The following is a 16161-nucleotide window of genomic DNA, read 5'->3' as shown; positions in this document are numbered from 1 at the left end:
CCCCTCCCACACAGCGCAACGGCCGCCCCCACATCGGGTGGCTGTTCGTCGTTCACACATGCTCCAGACGGCCCCGGCGGATACATCGCCGACCGCATCGTCCAACCGCGCCCTGACGAACGGCCTCGCCCGGCCGCTGCCTGTTCCCCAGGCCCGCCACACCAGCACCCCGCACTGACCCCCGAAGACGTGGACGGCCCCGGTTGGTGAACCGCCAAGCACACCCATGCCGGGGCCGCCACCCTCCACAGGAAGGCACACCCATCATGGACGTCGACATCGCCACCTCGCAGCCGCAGCAGAAGGCTCTTTACCGGGTCATGGAGGCGAAGGTGATCCTGTCCCTCAGCCGCAGCGCCATCTACGAAGAGATCCGCAGCGGCCGGCTCCGCTCCGTCACCCGAGGCCGCACCCGCCTCATCCCCGCCTCCGCCATCACCGAGTACGTCCAGCTCCTGGAGCGCGAAGCGGACAGCGAGGTCATCTGATGGCCGGGACCACGACCGATGCGCCAGATCCCGAGGAGGGGTTGCCCGGGGAGAAGGGCAAGCAGCCTCCGCGGCCGCGTGGGGACGGTGGGCTCCGGTGGAGTGAGGGGCGCCAGCGGTGGATCGCTGAGATCACCGTCGGGTACACCCCGGCGGGGAAGCGGATCGTCCGCTCGGCCAGCGATCGGAGCAAGACCAGGGCGCTGAAGAAGCTGCACGCGAAGCTGCGTGACCGCGACGACGGTCTGCCGAGCGAGGACACCAGGTACACCGTCCGGCAAGCCGTCGAGGACTGGCTGGAGTTCGGGCTGGCCGGACGGGCACCTAAAACGGTGACCACATGGGAAGGCCTGGCCAGGAACCACATCATTCCCGACCTCGGGGCGCGCAAGCTCCGGGAGCTGTCCGCCGACGACGTGGACCGATGGCTGGCGAGCAAGGCCAAGATCCTCAGCACGAAGACGCTCCGTGAGCTGGTCTCGATCCTCAAGCGAGCCGTCGCCCGCGCGCAGGCGCGGGAACGGGTCCGGCGGAACGTCGTGCTGCTGTGCGAGGTCCCGAAAGGACAGCCAGGGCGTCCCTCGAAATCCCTGACGTTCGACCAGGCCGTTGCGTTCTTGGATGCGGCTGCGGCGGACGGCCGGCCGGACATGCACGCCTACGTGTCCGTGTCCATGCTCACCGGGGCCCGGACGGAGGAGATGCGGGCGCTCCGCTGGTCGCACGTCGTCGCCTACGACGCCGAACGCCAGGTGTGGGTGCCGGTCGACCAGGCCGGATGGAACCACAAGGAGTTCGCCGTGTACGTATGGCGGGCGGACCGCCACGGCGAGGACACCAAGACCGAGAGATCGCGGCGCAGCCTCAAGCTCCCGGCCAGGTGCGTCTCAGCCCTCCACGAACTCTACAGCGCGCAGACGGGCGCCCTCCTGGACGCGGGGGGCGTCTTCCCGCCCTCTCCAGACCGTCTCGTGTTTCCCAAACCGGATGGGCGCATGCAGGGGCCGATGGACGTGCTCCGGGCCTTCCGGAAGGTGGCGGACCGCGCCGGCCTGGAGGGCTCGGAGTGGACGACCCGGGAGCTGCGGCACACCTTCGTGTCCCTGCTATCGGACAACGAGATGCCGATCGAGGACATCGCACGGCTGGTCGGCCACAGCAGCACCCGCGTCACAGAGACGGTCTACCGGCACCAGCTGCGTCCCGTCCTGGAGAGCGGCGCCACCCAGATGGACCGCATCTTCCCCGAGGCGCCTTCCTAAAGGCTCCACCGTCGGAACAGAACACATATGAGGAGGGAGGCACATAGAGGCGATCACCCTGGTCCCGCACCCGGCCGAGGGCCACTCCAGCAGGTAAACGATCAGTGTCGCCCGGGCGATCTCCGAGGCCGTACGGATGGCGCGTCGCATATGAGTCTGAGAGACGTTGGGCGGCCACCTCGGCAATCCGGAGCGTAAGTGGCAGTTGCCGAGGGTAACTGCCTTGCAGGGCTGAACTGGGAGGTCGTCATGTCCGGGATGGGCGGCGGGTTCGGAGGCAAGGCACCACCACCTGAGTCGCCCGGCGGGGCACCACCACCTGGAGCGCCCGGAGGGCAACCACGGCCAGGGAGCACCAACAGCCTGGCCATCGTTTCGTTGATCCTTGGCATCACTTGGCTGGGCTGGATCGGCAGCATCATGGCGGTCGTTCTGGGCCACGTGTCGCTGTCACAGATCAAGAAGACCGGCCAGAGCGGAAAGGGCATGGCGATCGCGGGGCTGGTTCTTGGCTACATCGGCATCCTGACCGGGGTGCTCGTCCTCATCTTCCTGGTGGCGCTCGCCAACAACGCGACGGAAGAGAAGCAGGCACGCGTGGTGCTGGAGGCGGACGGTTCTGGTGGCGCCGCCCAGGCGAACATCACCTATTCGTTCGGCCAGGACATCGCGCAGGACAACGGCCGGTCACTGCCGTGGCGGAAGGCAGACTCCCGGGAGGTCGGCGCCCTTGACGTTCTCCAGGTCGAGGTCCAGAACCAGGGCGAGCGCGGCTCGGTCACCTGCCGTATCAGCGTGGACGGCGAGGTGGTCGCCAGCAACACCTCCACCGGTGCCTTCGCGATCGCGACATGCTCGTCCACGGGTCCCTAGAAGACGCTCTTGGTCAAGCAGTTGGTCAGGCAGAGACGGGGAAGGCCCCGCTCCGGTGCAACCGTGCGGGGCCTGACCTGCGATTACTCAAGAATAGAGGCGCTCCCGCGACTGGACTCGAACCAGTAACCTGCCGGTTAACAGCCGGCTGCTCTGCCAATTGAGCTACGCGGGATCGTTGGTCCGGCGGGGCCTCGGCCCCTGTCGGCGCCCCTAGGTTAGCGCATGTCGGGGGTTGCTCGCGCACGGTTATGGGTTGGGTCGGCGCTGGCGGGTATGGGGGTTGTCACGAATCCGCCGTCGGCAGGAGTTGGGCATGAAGACTCGCGTGATGTTCATGGCAGGGGCCGCGATCGGCTACGTCTTGGGGACGAAGGCCGGGCGTGAGCGGTACGAGCAGATCAAGAGGATGTCGCAGCAGGTGTCGGAGAATCCGAACGTCCAGGAGACCGCGGGGAGGCTGCGGGCGAAGGGCGAGGAGTTCGCCGGCAAGGCGGGGCATCTGAAGGAGCGGGTGCCGCAGCAGGTGCCGGGTCGCCACAAGGCCGCGGAGGAGCAGCCTCCGCAGGTTTACCCGAATTAGAGGCCCGTCTGGCGGCGCAGTTCTTCGAGGACCTGTTCGGCCTGGGCCCGCAGGCCCGGGTCGGCGGGGTCGAGTCCCGCCTCGAAGACGAAGGTCCAGCGCACGTCGCCGCCCGTGGTGGGGCGTCGGCCGGCGATGCGGACTTTTCCGCCGCCGGGCAGGACGGCCTGGTGGGTGACGGCGATGGTGGCGGTGACGCGTTCCCTGACGGTTTCGGGGACGGAGCCGGGGTCGGTGAGCCCGACGTGGTGTTCGGCGCCGGCGGAGGTCTCTTCGACGTGGAGCCACCCGTCCTTCCAGGTGGCGTGGTCGACGCGTTCCCAGGGGATGCGGGTGTATCCGCCTTCGGGTGCCGGGACGTGCAGCGCGGCCGTGGTGGCGGTCACGTGTGAGCCGCCGCGGGTGGGGGCGGCGGCGAGGACGCGTTCGCCTCGTTCGAGCGCGAGGGCGTCGCGAACCGCGGGCGGCAGGGAACCACGGCGTAGGCGCATGGCCCCACCGTAGGCGATGGGGCGGCGCGGCCGATCAGGCGGCCTGGGGCGCGCGGCGGGCCCCGAGCAGGTCGAGGACGAGTGCGGCGGACCAGGCGTAGTCGTGGCTGCCGCGTCCGGTGCCGTCGAACGGGTCGAAGAATTCGCGGAATCCGGATTGGCGGACGAGCCGCATGGTGGAGCCGTAGAGCAGGTCGGCGACGACGGGGATGCCGTGTCCGAGTGCGCCGTACCAGATGAGCCAGTTCGTGCTGATCCAGGTGGGGCCGCGCCAGTAGCCGCCGCGGTCGAACGCGGGTGCCTGGATGTCGCAGGTGGGGATGGGGTATCCGGCGGCGCCGGCGAACCGCGCCGACAGGAGCAGGTCGACGAGGTTGCGGACGATCGGGGCGGGCAGTTCGGGGTCGAGGAGGGGGCCGAAGGCGCCGACGGTGACGACGGGCAGGAGGCGGTCGTCGCGTAGGTCGCGGGCGCGGAAGCAGCCGGTTTCCGGATCCCAGAGCCGGTCGAGCATGGCCTGGTGGACGCGTTGCGCGTGTTCGCGGTGCGGGACGGGGTCGGCGCCGACGATGTCGGAGATTTCGGCGAGGGCGTGGGTCGAGGCCAGGTAGATGGCGTTGACGAGGGGGTCCTCGACGGCGAACGGGTGCGCTTCGCGGAGGTAGCCGGGCCGGTAGCCGGCCTCGCGCATGAGGGCGGCGAGCCAGACGTAGCGTTCGTAGTCTTCGCCGGTCGGCAGGGTGTGGGTGCGTTGTGCGGGCGCGTACGCGGTGGGCGGGAGCCGGAGGGCGCCGAGGGGGCGGTCCCAGGCGGGGCTGTTGTCGAGGCCCGACTCCCATGGGTGGCAGATGGCGATCAGGCCGCCGGCGTCGAGGTCGCGGGCGCGGCGGAGGTAGCGGTGCTGGGCGGCCAGCATGGGGTGCAGCCGGGTGAGGAAGGCGCGGCTGGTGTCCGCGTCGGGGGCGCATTCGTGGAGGCGGAGGGCCGTGAGGGCGTGCAGCGGCGGCTGGGTGAGGCCGGAGGTGTGCACGCCGTGGGGCGCGTCCGGCTGGTGTTCGCTGCGCCACAGTTCGGGGCCGGGGAAGTACGCGTGCCGGGCGAGGGTGGTGTTGAACACGATGTGCGGGAGCATCCCGTCGGCCCATTGGCCGCGGAACAGGGAGAGCAGTTCGGCTTCGGCGCGGTCGTGGCGGTGGCGGGCGAGGCCCATGCTGATGAACGCCGAGTCCCAGCTCCACTGGTGCGGGTAGAGGCCGGGCGACGCCGCGGTGGCCGTCCCGGTCCAGTTCGCATCGAGAACCCTGGCCGCGGCCTTCCACAGCGCGGTCTCGTCACCGGTCAGACGGGAGCTCATGCGTTCAGGGTGTCTCCTCCTCGGAGAGGGGTTCACGGTGATTGTGACCGCTGAACGCGGCCGCTGCGACCCCCTGCGGCGCGTCGCTTGTCAACGCTCTCCGGGGCGGCGCCGTGATTTTTCGCGCGTGTCCTCTCGCAGAGCCCGGGTCTATGGGGCGGTCGCTTGTTCCAGTAGCCAGTCCGCGATCTCCTGCCCGGCGAGGATTCCGCGTGCGGCGGTGACCGTGGTGGCCGGCGACGTCCAGCCGGTGTCGTGCAGTTCGCCGTGCGCGGGGCGGATGGACCGTTCGGCGGCTTCGAGGAGTTCGATGTCCAGGAGCGAGTCGCCGGCGGCCAGCATCGTGGACGCGCCCGTTCTGCGGGCGACCTCCGCCGCGGCGGCGGCCTTCGTCAGGCACGCGGGCAGGCAGTACACCTTGCGGCCTTGCAGGGACGTCCGCCAGCCGCGTTCGGCGCACCATCCGGTGAGGTCGTCCACCCACCCGGACGGCAGCGCGGCCCGGTCGACGACCGTGTAGGCGAACAGGCCTGACGCGTCGCGCCGTTTGAGGACGAAGTCGCCGCTGGTCCGGACGAGGTGTTCCCGGATCTCCGCGAGCGGCGCGCACCCGTCGGCGACGCGTGCCCGGACGGACGCCGCCCATTCCGGGTCGTCCGCGCCGTCCACGAGGAGGTGCCCGCCGTTCGCGGTGATGGCGTACTCGGCGGGCTTCTCCAGCAGGTTGATGCGCCCGTACTGCTCCGGTGTGCGCGTCGTCGTGGGGACGAACGCCGCGGCCGTCGAGAGGGCCTCCAGCATGCGCGCGGACGCCTCGGTCATGTAGGAGAGCGGCGCGCCCTGGTAGAACTCCACGCACAGCAGGCGCGGCATCGTCTCGTCGGGGCCGTCCAAGGCGAACGCGGCGGCGGAGTAGATGAGCGTGCGGTCGAGGTCGGAGCACACCAGGACGGTCACTGGACGGCTCCCTCGCCGAACCGGGGGTGGATGAATCCCATGCAGGCGTAGGGGAACCGGTCAGGTTCGACGTCGATGACGGGCACCCCGCGCTCGCCCGCGAGCAGCCTGATGTGCGACACCTCGGCACCGGCGTCGGCTCGCACGAGAACCTTCCACGGGACGCGGCGCAGCAGCACCCGGGTGGTCTCCCCGATCCCCGGTTTGACGAGGTTCAGGTCGTCGATGCCGTCGGCGGCGGCGCAGCGGCGGACGGCCTCCCACCCGGACCAGTCGGGTGTGCGGTCGGCGGCGCGCAGGTCCGGCAGGTCCTTCGCGACCCGCTCGGCGACGTCCCCGAACCGGGCGCACACGGTGTCGAGGAACACGGCGGACACGTCGTCGCCGGCGAGGCCGGCGTAGAACTTCGCGCCGTGGAAGTCTCCGGGGCCGATCAGGTCGGCGTTCAGGACGGTCCGGCTCACCAGCCCGGAAACGGTCGAGTTGAGGCAGGCGGACGGGATCAGGAAGTCGTCGCGCGTCCCGAACAGCGATGTGCACCGTCCCGGGTCGGCGAGCACCGCGAGGTCCGCGGGGAACGGGTGCGGGGCCAGCGCGGCGGTCAGCTCCCGCGTGATCGCGCCCTTGCCCGTCCAGCCGTCGACAAACATCACCGACGCCGGGTCGTGGTACTCGGCGAGGTACCGCAGGGCCACGGTGTCGATGCCGCGGGCCCGGACGATGCTGACCGCGTAGTGCGGCAGGTCCAGGCCGTGCGCGAACCGCGCCCAGCGGCGCATCAGGATCCCGACGGGCGTCCCGGCGCGGGCCAGCGACACCAGGACGGCCTCCGGGCCGCGTTCGGCGAGGATCATCTCGGTGACCAGCCCGGTCGCGTACGCGATCCGCTCGGCGGACGCCTCCAGCGCCCGGTGGAACAGCCGCCGGTACTCGGGGCCCGGCTGGTATTCGACCGGCAGCGACTCGGCGTAGTGGGCGCGGCCCGCCTGGATGGCCGCCTCACGCTCCTCGACGGGCGCTTCGAGCCGCACCCGCGAGAGGTCCTTGAGCAGCCAGGTGACGTCCTCGGCCGGATAGCTGCCGAAGGACGGCCCGCGCAGCGGTTTCATTCGCCCCTCCTGGCGGGGATGGCCGCGACCAGGACCGGCGCGAGGGCGCGCAGGCGCTCCAGGAGCCCGCCGGAGAGCGCCGGGGTGTCACCGATGTCGTCCACCGTGAACACGATCCTGTCGAAGCCGTTCCCGTCCGACGCCGGGGAGACGTTGTAGGCGTACCGCTCCCCCGGCCCGTCCGCGGGGTCGTCGTGCGCCGGGAAGGCCACGCGGGTCCTGATCGCGTAGCCGGGGTCGTCGACGGCGAGCACCGGTGAACGGGTCGTCGTCGAGTACCGGACGTCCACGCCCGGCAGCGCGTCGGCGAGCGCCTCGGCGAGCCGCAGCGGCGCGTACATCAGCTCCTCGAACCCCAGGACGAGGACGCGGGACGCCCCGTCCCCGAGCCCGGCCGCCACGGCGTCGGCCATCCGCGCCAAATCCTTCTCCAGCCGCGTGCGGTGCTCGGGCAGGAATCCGTGGCGTCCTCCGTCCGGCAGCCCGGCGGGCCACTCCAGGGCGAGCCGGGACACCGTGAACCCGGCCGCCGCCTGGTCCGCGGGCGCGGCACGGGCGGTAAGGGCGGCGACGAGCGCCTCCCCCGTCTCCAGGATGTCTCCGGGAAGGTCGACGTGGCCTCCGGCGAGGGCCACGGCGTCGATGCGGGCCCCCAGCCGGGCGCCGAGATCGTCCATCCGGGCCCGGTCGGCGGGGCCGCGCAAGTCGACCAGCGCGGCGAGGACGTAGTGGTCCCTGGGGCGGACGGCGTGCAGGGCCGCGATGGTGTTCAGCACCGTCCGGCCGGTGGAGAGTTCATCGTCCACCAGGACCATCGGCACGTCGCGGTCGAGTGCGGCGGGGTCGGCGGGCAGCAGCAGGTGGCTCGTGGCGTGGCTGTGCTCCTCCTCGAACCCTCCGTACATGCCGAAGCCCGCGACGGGACGGCGTGTGGAGTGCAGGTAGTAGGCGCCGCCCAGAGCGTCCGCCACCGAATGCCCCAAAGCGGTCGCCGTCTCGGCGTAGCCGAGGACGATGGCGTCCACGGGAATCTGCGGCGCGCGCAGACGGTCACGCAGCCCCGCCGCACTCCCCGCCACGCCACGCAAGGCGTCAGCGAGAAGAGACCCGGGCTGGGAAGGCTCTTCACCGCGCAGGCGCGCGCGCACGAGCTCCCCCAGCAGAAGCCCCGACCCGTACACGAGCCGCGGGTCGGTCGGGACGTGCTTGCCCAGCACCGCCGAGACCAGCAGGTGCGCACGGCGCGGATTGCGCCGCACGGCCAGCCCGACGAGATCGGCGAGCCCGACGCCCACCGGACGCGGGCCGTCCGTGAGGCGCACCCCGAGCCGCGACGCCACCCACGAACCGGGCCGGGCGGGCGGGACGGCCGTCACCGGCTGCCCGCCGCTTCCAGCAGTTCGACGAACGTGACGTCCTCCGCCGCCACCCCGAACACCCGGGCGCGCAGCATCAACCGCTGGGCCCACGCGCGGTGCGGCTTGGCCTCGTTCATCTTGTTGGCGTACGCGCTGGCCATCGCCCCTCCCCCGGAGACACCGAGAATGTCGGCCGCGTCGCAGTACTCCTCGTGCGTCACCACCGACAGGGCGTGCACCGCCGCCACATGGCTCGGATGTATCACCGTCTTGCCGATGAGGCCGTTCGCCTTGTCCAGGTGCACCTCGCGGATCAGCCCGTCCAGATCGGACGTGATCAGGCGCTGCCGGAGCGGCGCCGCCCGCTGCGCCTCGAACGGCGACTGCCGCAGCTGCGGCTTGAACATCCGCTCCCCCGCCGAGAAGTACTCCCACACCGGCCCGGTCACGACATAGCCGGTGCCGTCGGCCCGGCCGAGGATGTTGACCACGTCGCAGATCACACCCGCGACGGGCCGGATGTCGTAGATCGTCAGGTCCGGCGGGCGGCGCAGCCCGTACGCCGCGGACATGTCCGTCGCCCCGATCCGGACGGCCAGGATCCGCGGCCGGTGCTTGGCGAGCAACCGCGCCACATCGTGCAGCATGTCCGTCCGGGACTCGGCGTACACCGCCTCCGGGCTCTCGATCACCGGCATCGCCAGCAGCCGCAGCCCGGTCCGGGCGGCCGCGTCCTCCAGCGCGTCGAGGAACGCTCCACCCGACGCCGCCGTGAACTTCGGCAGCACGAACCCGGTGACCAGTCCGGCGGCGTCACCGAGCCGGCCGACCAGGTCGCCGATCTGCCCGGCGTCGCGGACCCGGACGAACAGCAGCGGCACGTCCACGCCGCGCTCGTGGAGCGTGCGCAGCTGCGCCACCAGGTTCGACTCGCCGGCCGCGACCTCGTCGTCGCCGATCGCGTCCTCCAGGCACAGGACCATGCTCATCACGCCGCGGCGCGCCGCGGCCTCGACGTCGTCGGCGATGGCGGGCCGGGTGGACGGGCTGTACAGCGTCGCCCCCAGCGCCACGGCCAGCACCCCCGGATCATCGTGCCGGTCGAACGGCCGCGGCTGCCGGTGGAACAGGAGCTTGCGACGCGCGGCGTCGATGTGGTCGAAATGCCGCATGGACGCCCCGTCAGACGCGCCGTGTCATGAGATCGGGCACCGGGTCGTCGGGCCGGAGTCCCGCGTCACAGGTGCGCCGACACTGCCGGCAGCAGATGCTGGAACGTGCGGCCCGTCGCGGTCGCGCCGATCGCCGTCATCGTCCAGCCGTCGCCGTCCCGCGACACCTTCGCCATGATCTGCGCGTTGTGCTGCCCGGCGCCGCTCAGGTCGTAGCGTGCGATCTCCTGCCCGGTGCTCTCGTCCACCAGCCGGCAGAACGCGTTCGCGATCTGCGTGAAGTCCTGGCCGGTGAAGGAGTTCACCGTGAACACCAGCTGGGTGACGTTGGACGGGACGCCCTGCAGGTCGACGTTGATGACCTCGTCGTCGCCCTCGCCCTCGCCGGTCAGGTTGTCGCCGGTGTGCAGGACGGAGCCGTCCTTGCTGCGCAGCTGCCGGAACCACACCTGGTCGGCGAGGTTCCCGCTCCCGTCGAACAGCAGGCAGGACGCGTCCAGGTCGATGTTCTGGGTCTTGCCCTTGCCGAACAGGCCCTTCTTGACGACGGCGTCCCAGCCGAGGCCCATTTTGACCCGGGAGAGCGTTCCCCCACCGGGTTTGGCCAACGAGACCTTCTGGCCCTTCTGCAGCGAGATGGACATCGTTCGTCTCCTTCGATGATCGATGCTGTCGCGGGTGGGGGTTCAGACCTTGCTGGAGTGGAGCTGCTTGCCGCCCTCCCCCGACGGTTCCTCCGGCCGGTCCCCGTCCTCGCCCCGGTTGCGGAGGATGGAGCTGGCGAACGCGGCGATGATCAGGCCGGCGCCGAGCCCGCCGGTGATCCACTCGGGGACGTGGTGGCCGATGCTGATCAGCATGCAGACCGCCAGTGCCCCGATCGCCCAGTGCGCGCCGTGCTCCAGGTACACGTACTCGTGCAGCGTTCCCTTGCGGACCAGGAACACCGTCAGCGACCGGATGTACATGGCGCCGATGCCGAGGCCCAGCGCGATGACGATCGGGTCGGTGCTGATCGCGAACGCGCCGATGACGCCGTCGAAGCTGAACGACGCGTCCAGCACCTCCAGGTACAGGAAGAGGAAGAACCCGGCCTTGCCGGTGGCCAGTGCCAGGTTGCTCGGTCCGCCGCGTCCCCGCTCGGTGTCCCGCGCCGCCTCCTGCAGGGCCTCCCGCGCGGTCGCCTTCGACCCGTCGGCGCCGGCCTCCTCGGCCTCGTCGTCCTCGCCGGGCTCACTCGCCTCGGAGAACAGCTCGCCGAGCCCGTTGACCAGGATGTAGGTCACCATGCCGAGCACGCCGGCGATCATGACGGTGCCGGGGTCCTCGGCGGCCAGCCACGCCACGAACGACAGGGCGCCGCCCGCGACCACCACGGCCAGCTGGTCCAGCTTGCCGATGCGGGCGAGCGGCCGCTCCAGCCACGGCAGCCACTTGTCGGCGCGCTCCTCGAACACGAAGTTCAGGAACAGCATCATCAGGAACATGCCGCCGAACGCCGCGATCGTCGGGTAGGCGTCGTTCATCAGATCGTGGTAGCGATCCGAGTCGTTGAGCGCCAGGTCGAACGCCTCGATGGGGCCCAGCTGAGCGGTGAGCCCCACGATCAGCAGCGGGAAGACCAGCCGCATGCCGAACACCGCGATCGCGATGCCGATCGTCAGGAAGATCTTCTGCCAGAAGGGACTCATGCGGTCGAGCACCTTGGCGTTGACCACGGCGTTGTCGAACGACAGCGAGATCTCGAGAACGGCCAGCACGGCGACCAGGGCCAGCCCGGTCGGCCCGCCGTAGAGCAGGGCGAGGAGCAGGCCGACGGCCGTGACGCCGAAGGACCAGCCGAAGGTGCGAAGAATCATGCGCGTATTTCTGCTAGAGAGGGCGGCCGGACGTGGCGGCCGGGATGCGGGGGCCGGTCGTCAGCCGACGTTCACGCCGAAGTCCATCGCAATGCCGGCCAGACCCGAGGCATACCCCTGGCCGACCGCCCTGAACTTCCATTCGCCGTTGTGCCGGTAGAGCTCCCCGAACACCATGGCCGTCTCCGTGGAGGCGTCCTCGGTGAGGTCGAAGCGCGCCAGCTCGTTGCCGTCGGTCCGGTTGACGATCCGGATGAAGGCGTTGCGGACCTGGCCGAAGCTCTGATGCCGGTTGTCGGCGTCGTAGATCGAGACGGGGAACACGATCCGGTCGCATTCGGCCGGCACCCCGTTGAGGTCGACGTTGATGGATTCGTCGTCGCCCTCTCCCTCACCGGTCAGGTTGTCGCCGGTGTGCTCGACCGAGCCCTCCGGGCTCTTCAGGTTGTTGAAGAACACGAAGTGATGGTCGGACATGACCTTGCCCGTGGCGGCGAGCATCAGCGCGGACGCGTCCAGGTCGAAGTCGGCGCCCGTCGTGGCGCGGACGTCCCAGCCGAGCCCGACGGTGACGGCGGTGAGGTTGGGCGCGGCCTTCGTCAGTGAGACGTTGCCGCCCTTGGCGAGTGATACTCCCATGTCCGGGCCACTCCCTTCCCTGTGAAGCTGATCCCTGGCTGAGGATCTTACTGAGACACGTGCCCGAGGTGACCGGGCCCGCGGTGACCGCGTTCCGCGTGGGCCGTCAGAGGTTGACGCCGAAGTCCATGGCGATGCCGGCCAGACCTGAGGCATAACCCTGGCCGACCGCCCGGAATTTCCACTCCGCTCCGGAACGGTACAGCTCACCGAAGACCATCGCGGTCTCCATGGACGCGTCCTCGGACAGGTCGTAGCGGGCCATCTCCGAGCCGTCGCCCTGGTTCAGCACGCGGATGTAGGCGTTGCGGACCTGCCCGAAGTTCTGGCTGCGGCTGTCGGCGTCGTAGATCGACACGGCGAAGGCCACCCGCTCGGCGGTGGCCGGCATCGCGCCGAAGTTGACCTGGAGCTGCTCGTCGTCGCCCTCGCCGGCGCCGGTGGTGTTGTCGCCGCTGTGCGCGACCGCGCCGTCCGGCGTGCGGAGGTTGTTGAAGAACACGAAGTGCTGATCGGTGATGATCTTGCCGGAGGCGTCCAGGACCATGGCGGAGGCGTCCAGGTCGAAGTCGGTGCCCGTGGTGGTGCGCAGATCCCAGCCAAGACCGACCGTCACCGCGGTCAGCCCCGGCGCCTGCTTGGTGAGCGAGACGTTGCCACCCTTGCTGAGACTGACACCCACGGAAGGCCTCCAAGATCACATGGCATGGCGGACGCCGACGCGGCGCCCAGACTTATCGACGCTGCAGCGAGCCTATCCGTTCCATCCTCGGCGGACGCATTGCACGAGACCCGTGCCCACCGCGCGAAACCCGGCCCATCTGCGCCAGACTGGGCAGGGACGAAGGGAGGCTGCGTTGCGGGGAGCGGGCGACCAGCGGCGCCGGGGCAGGGGGGCGCAGGCGGCGGCCGGTGCCATCGAGGCCAAGGAGGCGGCGGCGACCGCCTTCTACGACATGGACCAGGCGCAGAAGTTCATCGACGGCCGCGTGACCGTGTTCGAGGATCTGGACGCCGGGGCCGCCGAGCCGGTCCGGCGGGAGTTCACCGGGCTGGCCGAGGCCGCCGACGCAGCCGCCCACGCGTACATCTCCGTCCTGGACGCGCACGACCTCGTTGACCAGGACCGGTCACCGGCCGAGTACGACGCGGCGCGGCGCGCGTTCGTCGCGTCCACCGAGCGGCTGCAGCAGCTCACCCGGAACCTGAACGGGTTCGCCGAGCGGCTCTCCCAGAAGATGTCCCGGCTCGAGGCCGCCCTCGACCAGCTACCGCCCCGGCTGACCGCCGCACGCGACGCCGTCATCGCCGCCGACGCCGCCGTGGCCGCCGCCGGGGAGGCCGGGATGGACGCCTCCGACCCGGAGGCGGAGCTGGCGCGGGCCAAGCGGATCCTGGCCCAGCTCGGTTCCCAGGGCCTCGGCGGGTTCGGCCTGGACGGGGCGATGCGCAAGGCCGACGAGGTCCGCGAGATCGCCGAGCGGGCGCGGGAGGCCGCCGCCGAACTGCCGCAGATGGCGCAGAAGGTCCGCAACTCGCTCGCCTCCGTCCGGACCCGGGTGGACGTCGTCGCGAACCGCGTGGGGCCGGTCAAGGAGGCGATGCGGGTCCTGCTGCGCGGCTACTCGCAGGCGTGCTGGCAGGACCTGAAGGGCGCGCCGGAGTCGATCGAGGCCGCCGCGACCCGGGCCCGCGAGCGGCTGAACGAGGCGTCCGCGCACACGGCCCGCGCCGAGTGGAAGCAGGCGCAGCAGGCGCTCACCGCCGCCCGGACCGAGCTGAACGCCGCCGACCGGCGCGCCGGCCAGGTCACCGGCCGGGTCGAGGAGCTGAAGGCCGTCGCCGCCGACCCGGCGGCGCCGGTGGAGAGCGTCCAGTTCGCCGTGCGGGACGCGCAGCGGCTCGCCATGGCCCAGCCGGGCGGGCCGGCGCCCGAGCACGTCCGGGTGCTCGACTCGCTCGTCGAGCGCCTGGAGAACGCGCCGGACCGCCTCACCGGCGCCCATCCGGACTACTGGGCCTACCTGCAAGAACTCGAATCCATCAAGACCGCCGCCGGCGACGTCGTCACCCGGATCCGCACCGAACGGGCACAGCAGTAAGGTTCCGCGGGCGGTCCGTCCACCCCACCGCCAAGGGGACCGCGATCAGGAACGCGGGCGGTCCTGGAGGCCCATCGTGAGGTTGCGGGCGACCATCGGGGGGCCGCCCGCCTGCGGGTCGCCGTAGGGCGGCATCTGGCCCTGCTGGGGGTGCGGCTGGTGCTGGGGCGCCTGGTCGCGGTGCTGCTGCGCGGGCTCGGCCCAGACGGCGGTGCCGTACGCGCAGACCTCGACGCCGCCGCCGACCGCGGCGGTGTCGAAACGCATGCCGACCACCGTGTTCGCGCCCTTGTGGCGCGCCTCCTCGCGCAGCCGGTCCACCGCCTCGCGGCGGGCGGCGGCGAGGCCGGCCGACGGCTGCTCCCCCGTCACCCGGAACGTGGCGCTGCTCCCGCCGTGCCCGGGATGCGGCGCACCGGTCTGGTCTGCCTGGACGGCCGTCCCGAGGACCTCCCCGAGCACGCTCCTGATCTCGTACCCCGCCACGCCATCAGTCGTCACGATCAGCATGACCACCACGGTAGATCAGGTCCCGGACGAAATGCGCCGCAATGCCGACAGAAGGCGCAGTCTTACAGAAGCCGGGCTCATTGCGGCTGTGCCCACCGGCATGCGACCGCCCTCCCGGCGGCGCGGCCGGGAGGGCGTCGCGATGCGGCGTGCTCGCCTCTCTCAGAAGCGGCCCCGTCAAGGGCCGGCGTTCACTCGAGATACTCCCTGAGCATCTGGGCGCGGGACGGGTGGCGGAGTTTCGCCAGGGTCTTCGACTCGATCTGGCGGATCCGCTCCCTCGTCACGCCGAACTCCCGGCCGACCTCCTCCAGGGTGCGCGGATGGCCGTCGGTCAGGCCGAAGCGCAACTGGATGATGCGCTGCTCCCGTTCCGACAGCGTGCCCAGGATGTCCTCCAGCTGGTCCTGCAGAAGGATGAACGCCGCGGCCTCGATCGGCACGACGGCGTCCGCGTCCTCGATGAAGTCGCCGAGATCGGAGTCCTCCTCGCCGATCGGCGACTGCAGCGAGACCGGTTCCTGCGCGATCCGCTGGATCTCGATGACCCGGACGGGCGACAGGCCCATCTCCAGTCCGATCTCCTCGGGGGTGGGTTCACGGCCGAAGTCCTGGTGCATCTGCCGCTGCACCCGGACCAGCTTGTTGATCGTCTCGACCATGTGCACCGGGATCCGGATGGTCCTGGCCTGGTCGGCGATCGCCCGGGTGATCGCCTGCCGGATCCACCAGGTGGCGTAGGTCGAGAACTTGAACCCCTTGGTGTAGTCGAATTTCTCGACCGCACGGATCAGTCCGAGATTTCCCTCCTGAATCAGGTCGAGGAAGAGCATTCCCCGGCCCACGTAGCGTTTCGCGATCGAGACCACCAGGCGCAGGTTGGCCTCGATCAGGCGTTGCTTCGCCCGCGTACCCTCGCGGGAGAGCAGTTCGAGATCGAGAAGTTCACCGCGGGCGAGGACGGCGGTACGCGCCATCTTCTCCTCGGCGAACAATCCCGCCTCGATCGATTTCGCGAGTTCTACTTCATCTTCTGCCGTGAGAAGCGGTACGCGACCGATCTCTCTCAGGTAGATCCGAACCAGGTCGCTCGTCGGCGCCCGCTTGCCGAGGTCACCCTCATCCGCTCGCGTGACGTCCTCGGTCTCCTGTTGAGACTCGAGGACCTCCACCCCCTGCTCTGCGAGCATCCGGACGACCCTTTCCAGGGAGTCGTCCGGCAAGTCCGAGCGATCGAGCGCGGCAGCGACGTCCTCGACGGTCACACCGCCGCGTTCTCTGCCACGTGCGACGAGGTCCGCCACCTGATCAACCGATGGCGCCTCGCTTGGCAGCACCGAAGGGCCCACGGAGACAGTCTGCGTCAAACGGGGCCTAGATCACAGGACCCATTTTGCGGTCTCT

17 protein-coding genes and 1 tRNA gene are annotated in these 16161 nt (G+C 70.6%); 5 read left to right on the top strand and 13 right to left on the bottom strand.

All coding sequences use genetic code 11. From position 1 onward, the window contains the following. Nucleotides 1-266: 266 nt before the first annotated feature. From ACGFK0_RS09530 to ACGFK0_RS09520, 3 genes are all read left to right on the top strand, one after another. Nucleotides 267-488, top strand: a complete 222-nt coding sequence (locus ACGFK0_RS09530; RefSeq protein WP_392902249.1) for a helix-turn-helix domain-containing protein — start codon at nt 267-269, stop codon at nt 486-488. Beyond that, nucleotides 488-1750: a tyrosine-type recombinase/integrase gene (locus ACGFK0_RS09525; protein ID WP_392902247.1), complete on the top strand. Its 1263-nt coding sequence runs from the start codon at nt 488-490 to the stop codon at nt 1748-1750. The genes ACGFK0_RS09530 and ACGFK0_RS09525 overlap by 1 nt, the downstream gene beginning before the upstream one ends. A gap of 198 nt (nt 1751-1948) precedes the next feature. Then, nucleotides 1949-2623 (top strand): MmpS family transport accessory protein, encoded by a 675-nt coding sequence (locus tag ACGFK0_RS09520; RefSeq protein WP_392902245.1) that lies wholly within the window; start codon nt 1949-1951, stop codon nt 2621-2623. 102 nt (nt 2624-2725) lie between these two features. On the opposite strand, the gene ACGFK0_RS09515 is transcribed toward ACGFK0_RS09520, so the two are convergent. After that, nucleotides 2726-2798 (bottom strand) — tRNA-Asn (locus tag ACGFK0_RS09515). Between the two features lie 141 nt (nt 2799-2939). On the opposite strand from ACGFK0_RS09515, the gene ACGFK0_RS09510 reads away from it, so the two are divergent. Continuing rightward, complete coding sequence (locus tag ACGFK0_RS09510) at nt 2940-3206, top strand: YtxH domain-containing protein (RefSeq protein WP_392902243.1); 267 nt, start codon at nt 2940-2942, stop codon at nt 3204-3206. Here the strand turns inward: ACGFK0_RS09510 and ACGFK0_RS09505 are convergent. From ACGFK0_RS09505 to ACGFK0_RS09460, 10 genes are all read right to left on the bottom strand, one after another. Then, a complete protein-coding gene (locus tag ACGFK0_RS09505) occupies nt 3203-3697 on the bottom strand; it encodes a hypothetical protein (RefSeq protein ID WP_392902241.1) in 495 nt (164 codons plus the stop codon). The two genes, ACGFK0_RS09510 and ACGFK0_RS09505, sit on opposite strands and share 4 nt — an antisense overlap. A gap of 34 nt (nt 3698-3731) precedes the next feature. Further along, on the bottom strand, nt 3732-5051 hold the full coding sequence (locus ACGFK0_RS09500) for an amylo-alpha-1,6-glucosidase (RefSeq protein ID WP_392902239.1): 1320 nt from the start codon (nt 5049-5051) through the stop codon (nt 3732-3734). 150 nt (nt 5052-5201) lie between these two features. After that, nucleotides 5202-6008, bottom strand: coding sequence for an HAD family hydrolase (locus tag ACGFK0_RS09495; RefSeq protein ID WP_392902237.1), 807 nt, complete (start codon nt 6006-6008; stop codon nt 5202-5204). Then, a complete protein-coding gene (locus tag ACGFK0_RS09490) occupies nt 6005-7117 on the bottom strand; it encodes a cysteine protease StiP family protein (RefSeq protein ID WP_392902235.1) in 1113 nt (370 codons plus the stop codon). Before ACGFK0_RS09490 ends, ACGFK0_RS09495 begins: the two co-directional genes overlap by 4 nt. After that, on the bottom strand, nt 7114-8493 hold the full coding sequence (locus ACGFK0_RS09485; RefSeq protein ID WP_392902233.1) for a phosphoribosyltransferase family protein: 1380 nt from the start codon (nt 8491-8493) through the stop codon (nt 7114-7116). The genes ACGFK0_RS09490 and ACGFK0_RS09485 overlap by 4 nt, the downstream gene beginning before the upstream one ends. Further along, a complete protein-coding gene (locus tag ACGFK0_RS09480) occupies nt 8490-9647 on the bottom strand; it encodes an HpcH/HpaI aldolase/citrate lyase family protein (RefSeq protein ID WP_392902231.1) in 1158 nt (385 codons plus the stop codon). The genes ACGFK0_RS09485 and ACGFK0_RS09480 overlap by 4 nt, the downstream gene beginning before the upstream one ends. Nucleotides 9648-9712: 65 nt before the next feature. Then, nucleotides 9713-10291 (bottom strand): TerD family protein, encoded by a 579-nt coding sequence (locus ACGFK0_RS09475; RefSeq protein ID WP_392902228.1) that lies wholly within the window; start codon nt 10289-10291, stop codon nt 9713-9715. 42 nt (nt 10292-10333) lie between these two features. Further along, complete coding sequence (locus ACGFK0_RS09470; RefSeq protein WP_392902226.1) at nt 10334-11506, bottom strand: DUF475 domain-containing protein; 1173 nt, start codon at nt 11504-11506, stop codon at nt 10334-10336. 60 nt (nt 11507-11566) lie between these two features. Then, nucleotides 11567-12145, bottom strand: coding sequence for a TerD family protein (locus ACGFK0_RS09465; RefSeq protein ID WP_392902224.1), 579 nt, complete (start codon nt 12143-12145; stop codon nt 11567-11569). A 106-nt stretch (nt 12146-12251) separates the two neighbouring features. Continuing rightward, a complete protein-coding gene (locus tag ACGFK0_RS09460) occupies nt 12252-12827 on the bottom strand; it encodes a TerD family protein (RefSeq protein WP_392902222.1) in 576 nt (191 codons plus the stop codon). Between the two features lie 175 nt (nt 12828-13002). On the opposite strand from ACGFK0_RS09460, the gene ACGFK0_RS09455 reads away from it, so the two are divergent. Next, a complete protein-coding gene (locus tag ACGFK0_RS09455) occupies nt 13003-14247 on the top strand; it encodes a molecular chaperone DnaJ (protein ID WP_392902220.1) in 1245 nt (414 codons plus the stop codon). A gap of 45 nt (nt 14248-14292) precedes the next feature. Here ACGFK0_RS09455 and ACGFK0_RS09450 read toward each other — a convergent pair whose 3' ends face one another. Together ACGFK0_RS09450 and rpoD are read right to left on the bottom strand one after the other, a co-directional pair. Continuing rightward, complete coding sequence (locus ACGFK0_RS09450) at nt 14293-14757, bottom strand: YbjQ family protein (protein ID WP_392902218.1); 465 nt, start codon at nt 14755-14757, stop codon at nt 14293-14295. Nucleotides 14758-14948: 191 nt separating this feature from the next. Next, nucleotides 14949-16094, bottom strand: a complete 1146-nt coding sequence (gene rpoD, locus ACGFK0_RS09445) for an RNA polymerase sigma factor RpoD (RefSeq protein ID WP_392902883.1) — start codon at nt 16092-16094, stop codon at nt 14949-14951. Between the last annotated feature and the right edge of the window lie 67 nt (nt 16095-16161).

The organism is Spirillospora sp. NPDC048823 (genome assembly GCF_043198445.1).
Lineage (GTDB): Bacteria > Actinomycetota > Actinomycetes > Streptosporangiales > Streptosporangiaceae > Spirillospora.
The sequence above is the reverse complement of the archived record's forward strand: the minus strand, read 5'-3'. Positions and strand labels throughout refer to the sequence as shown.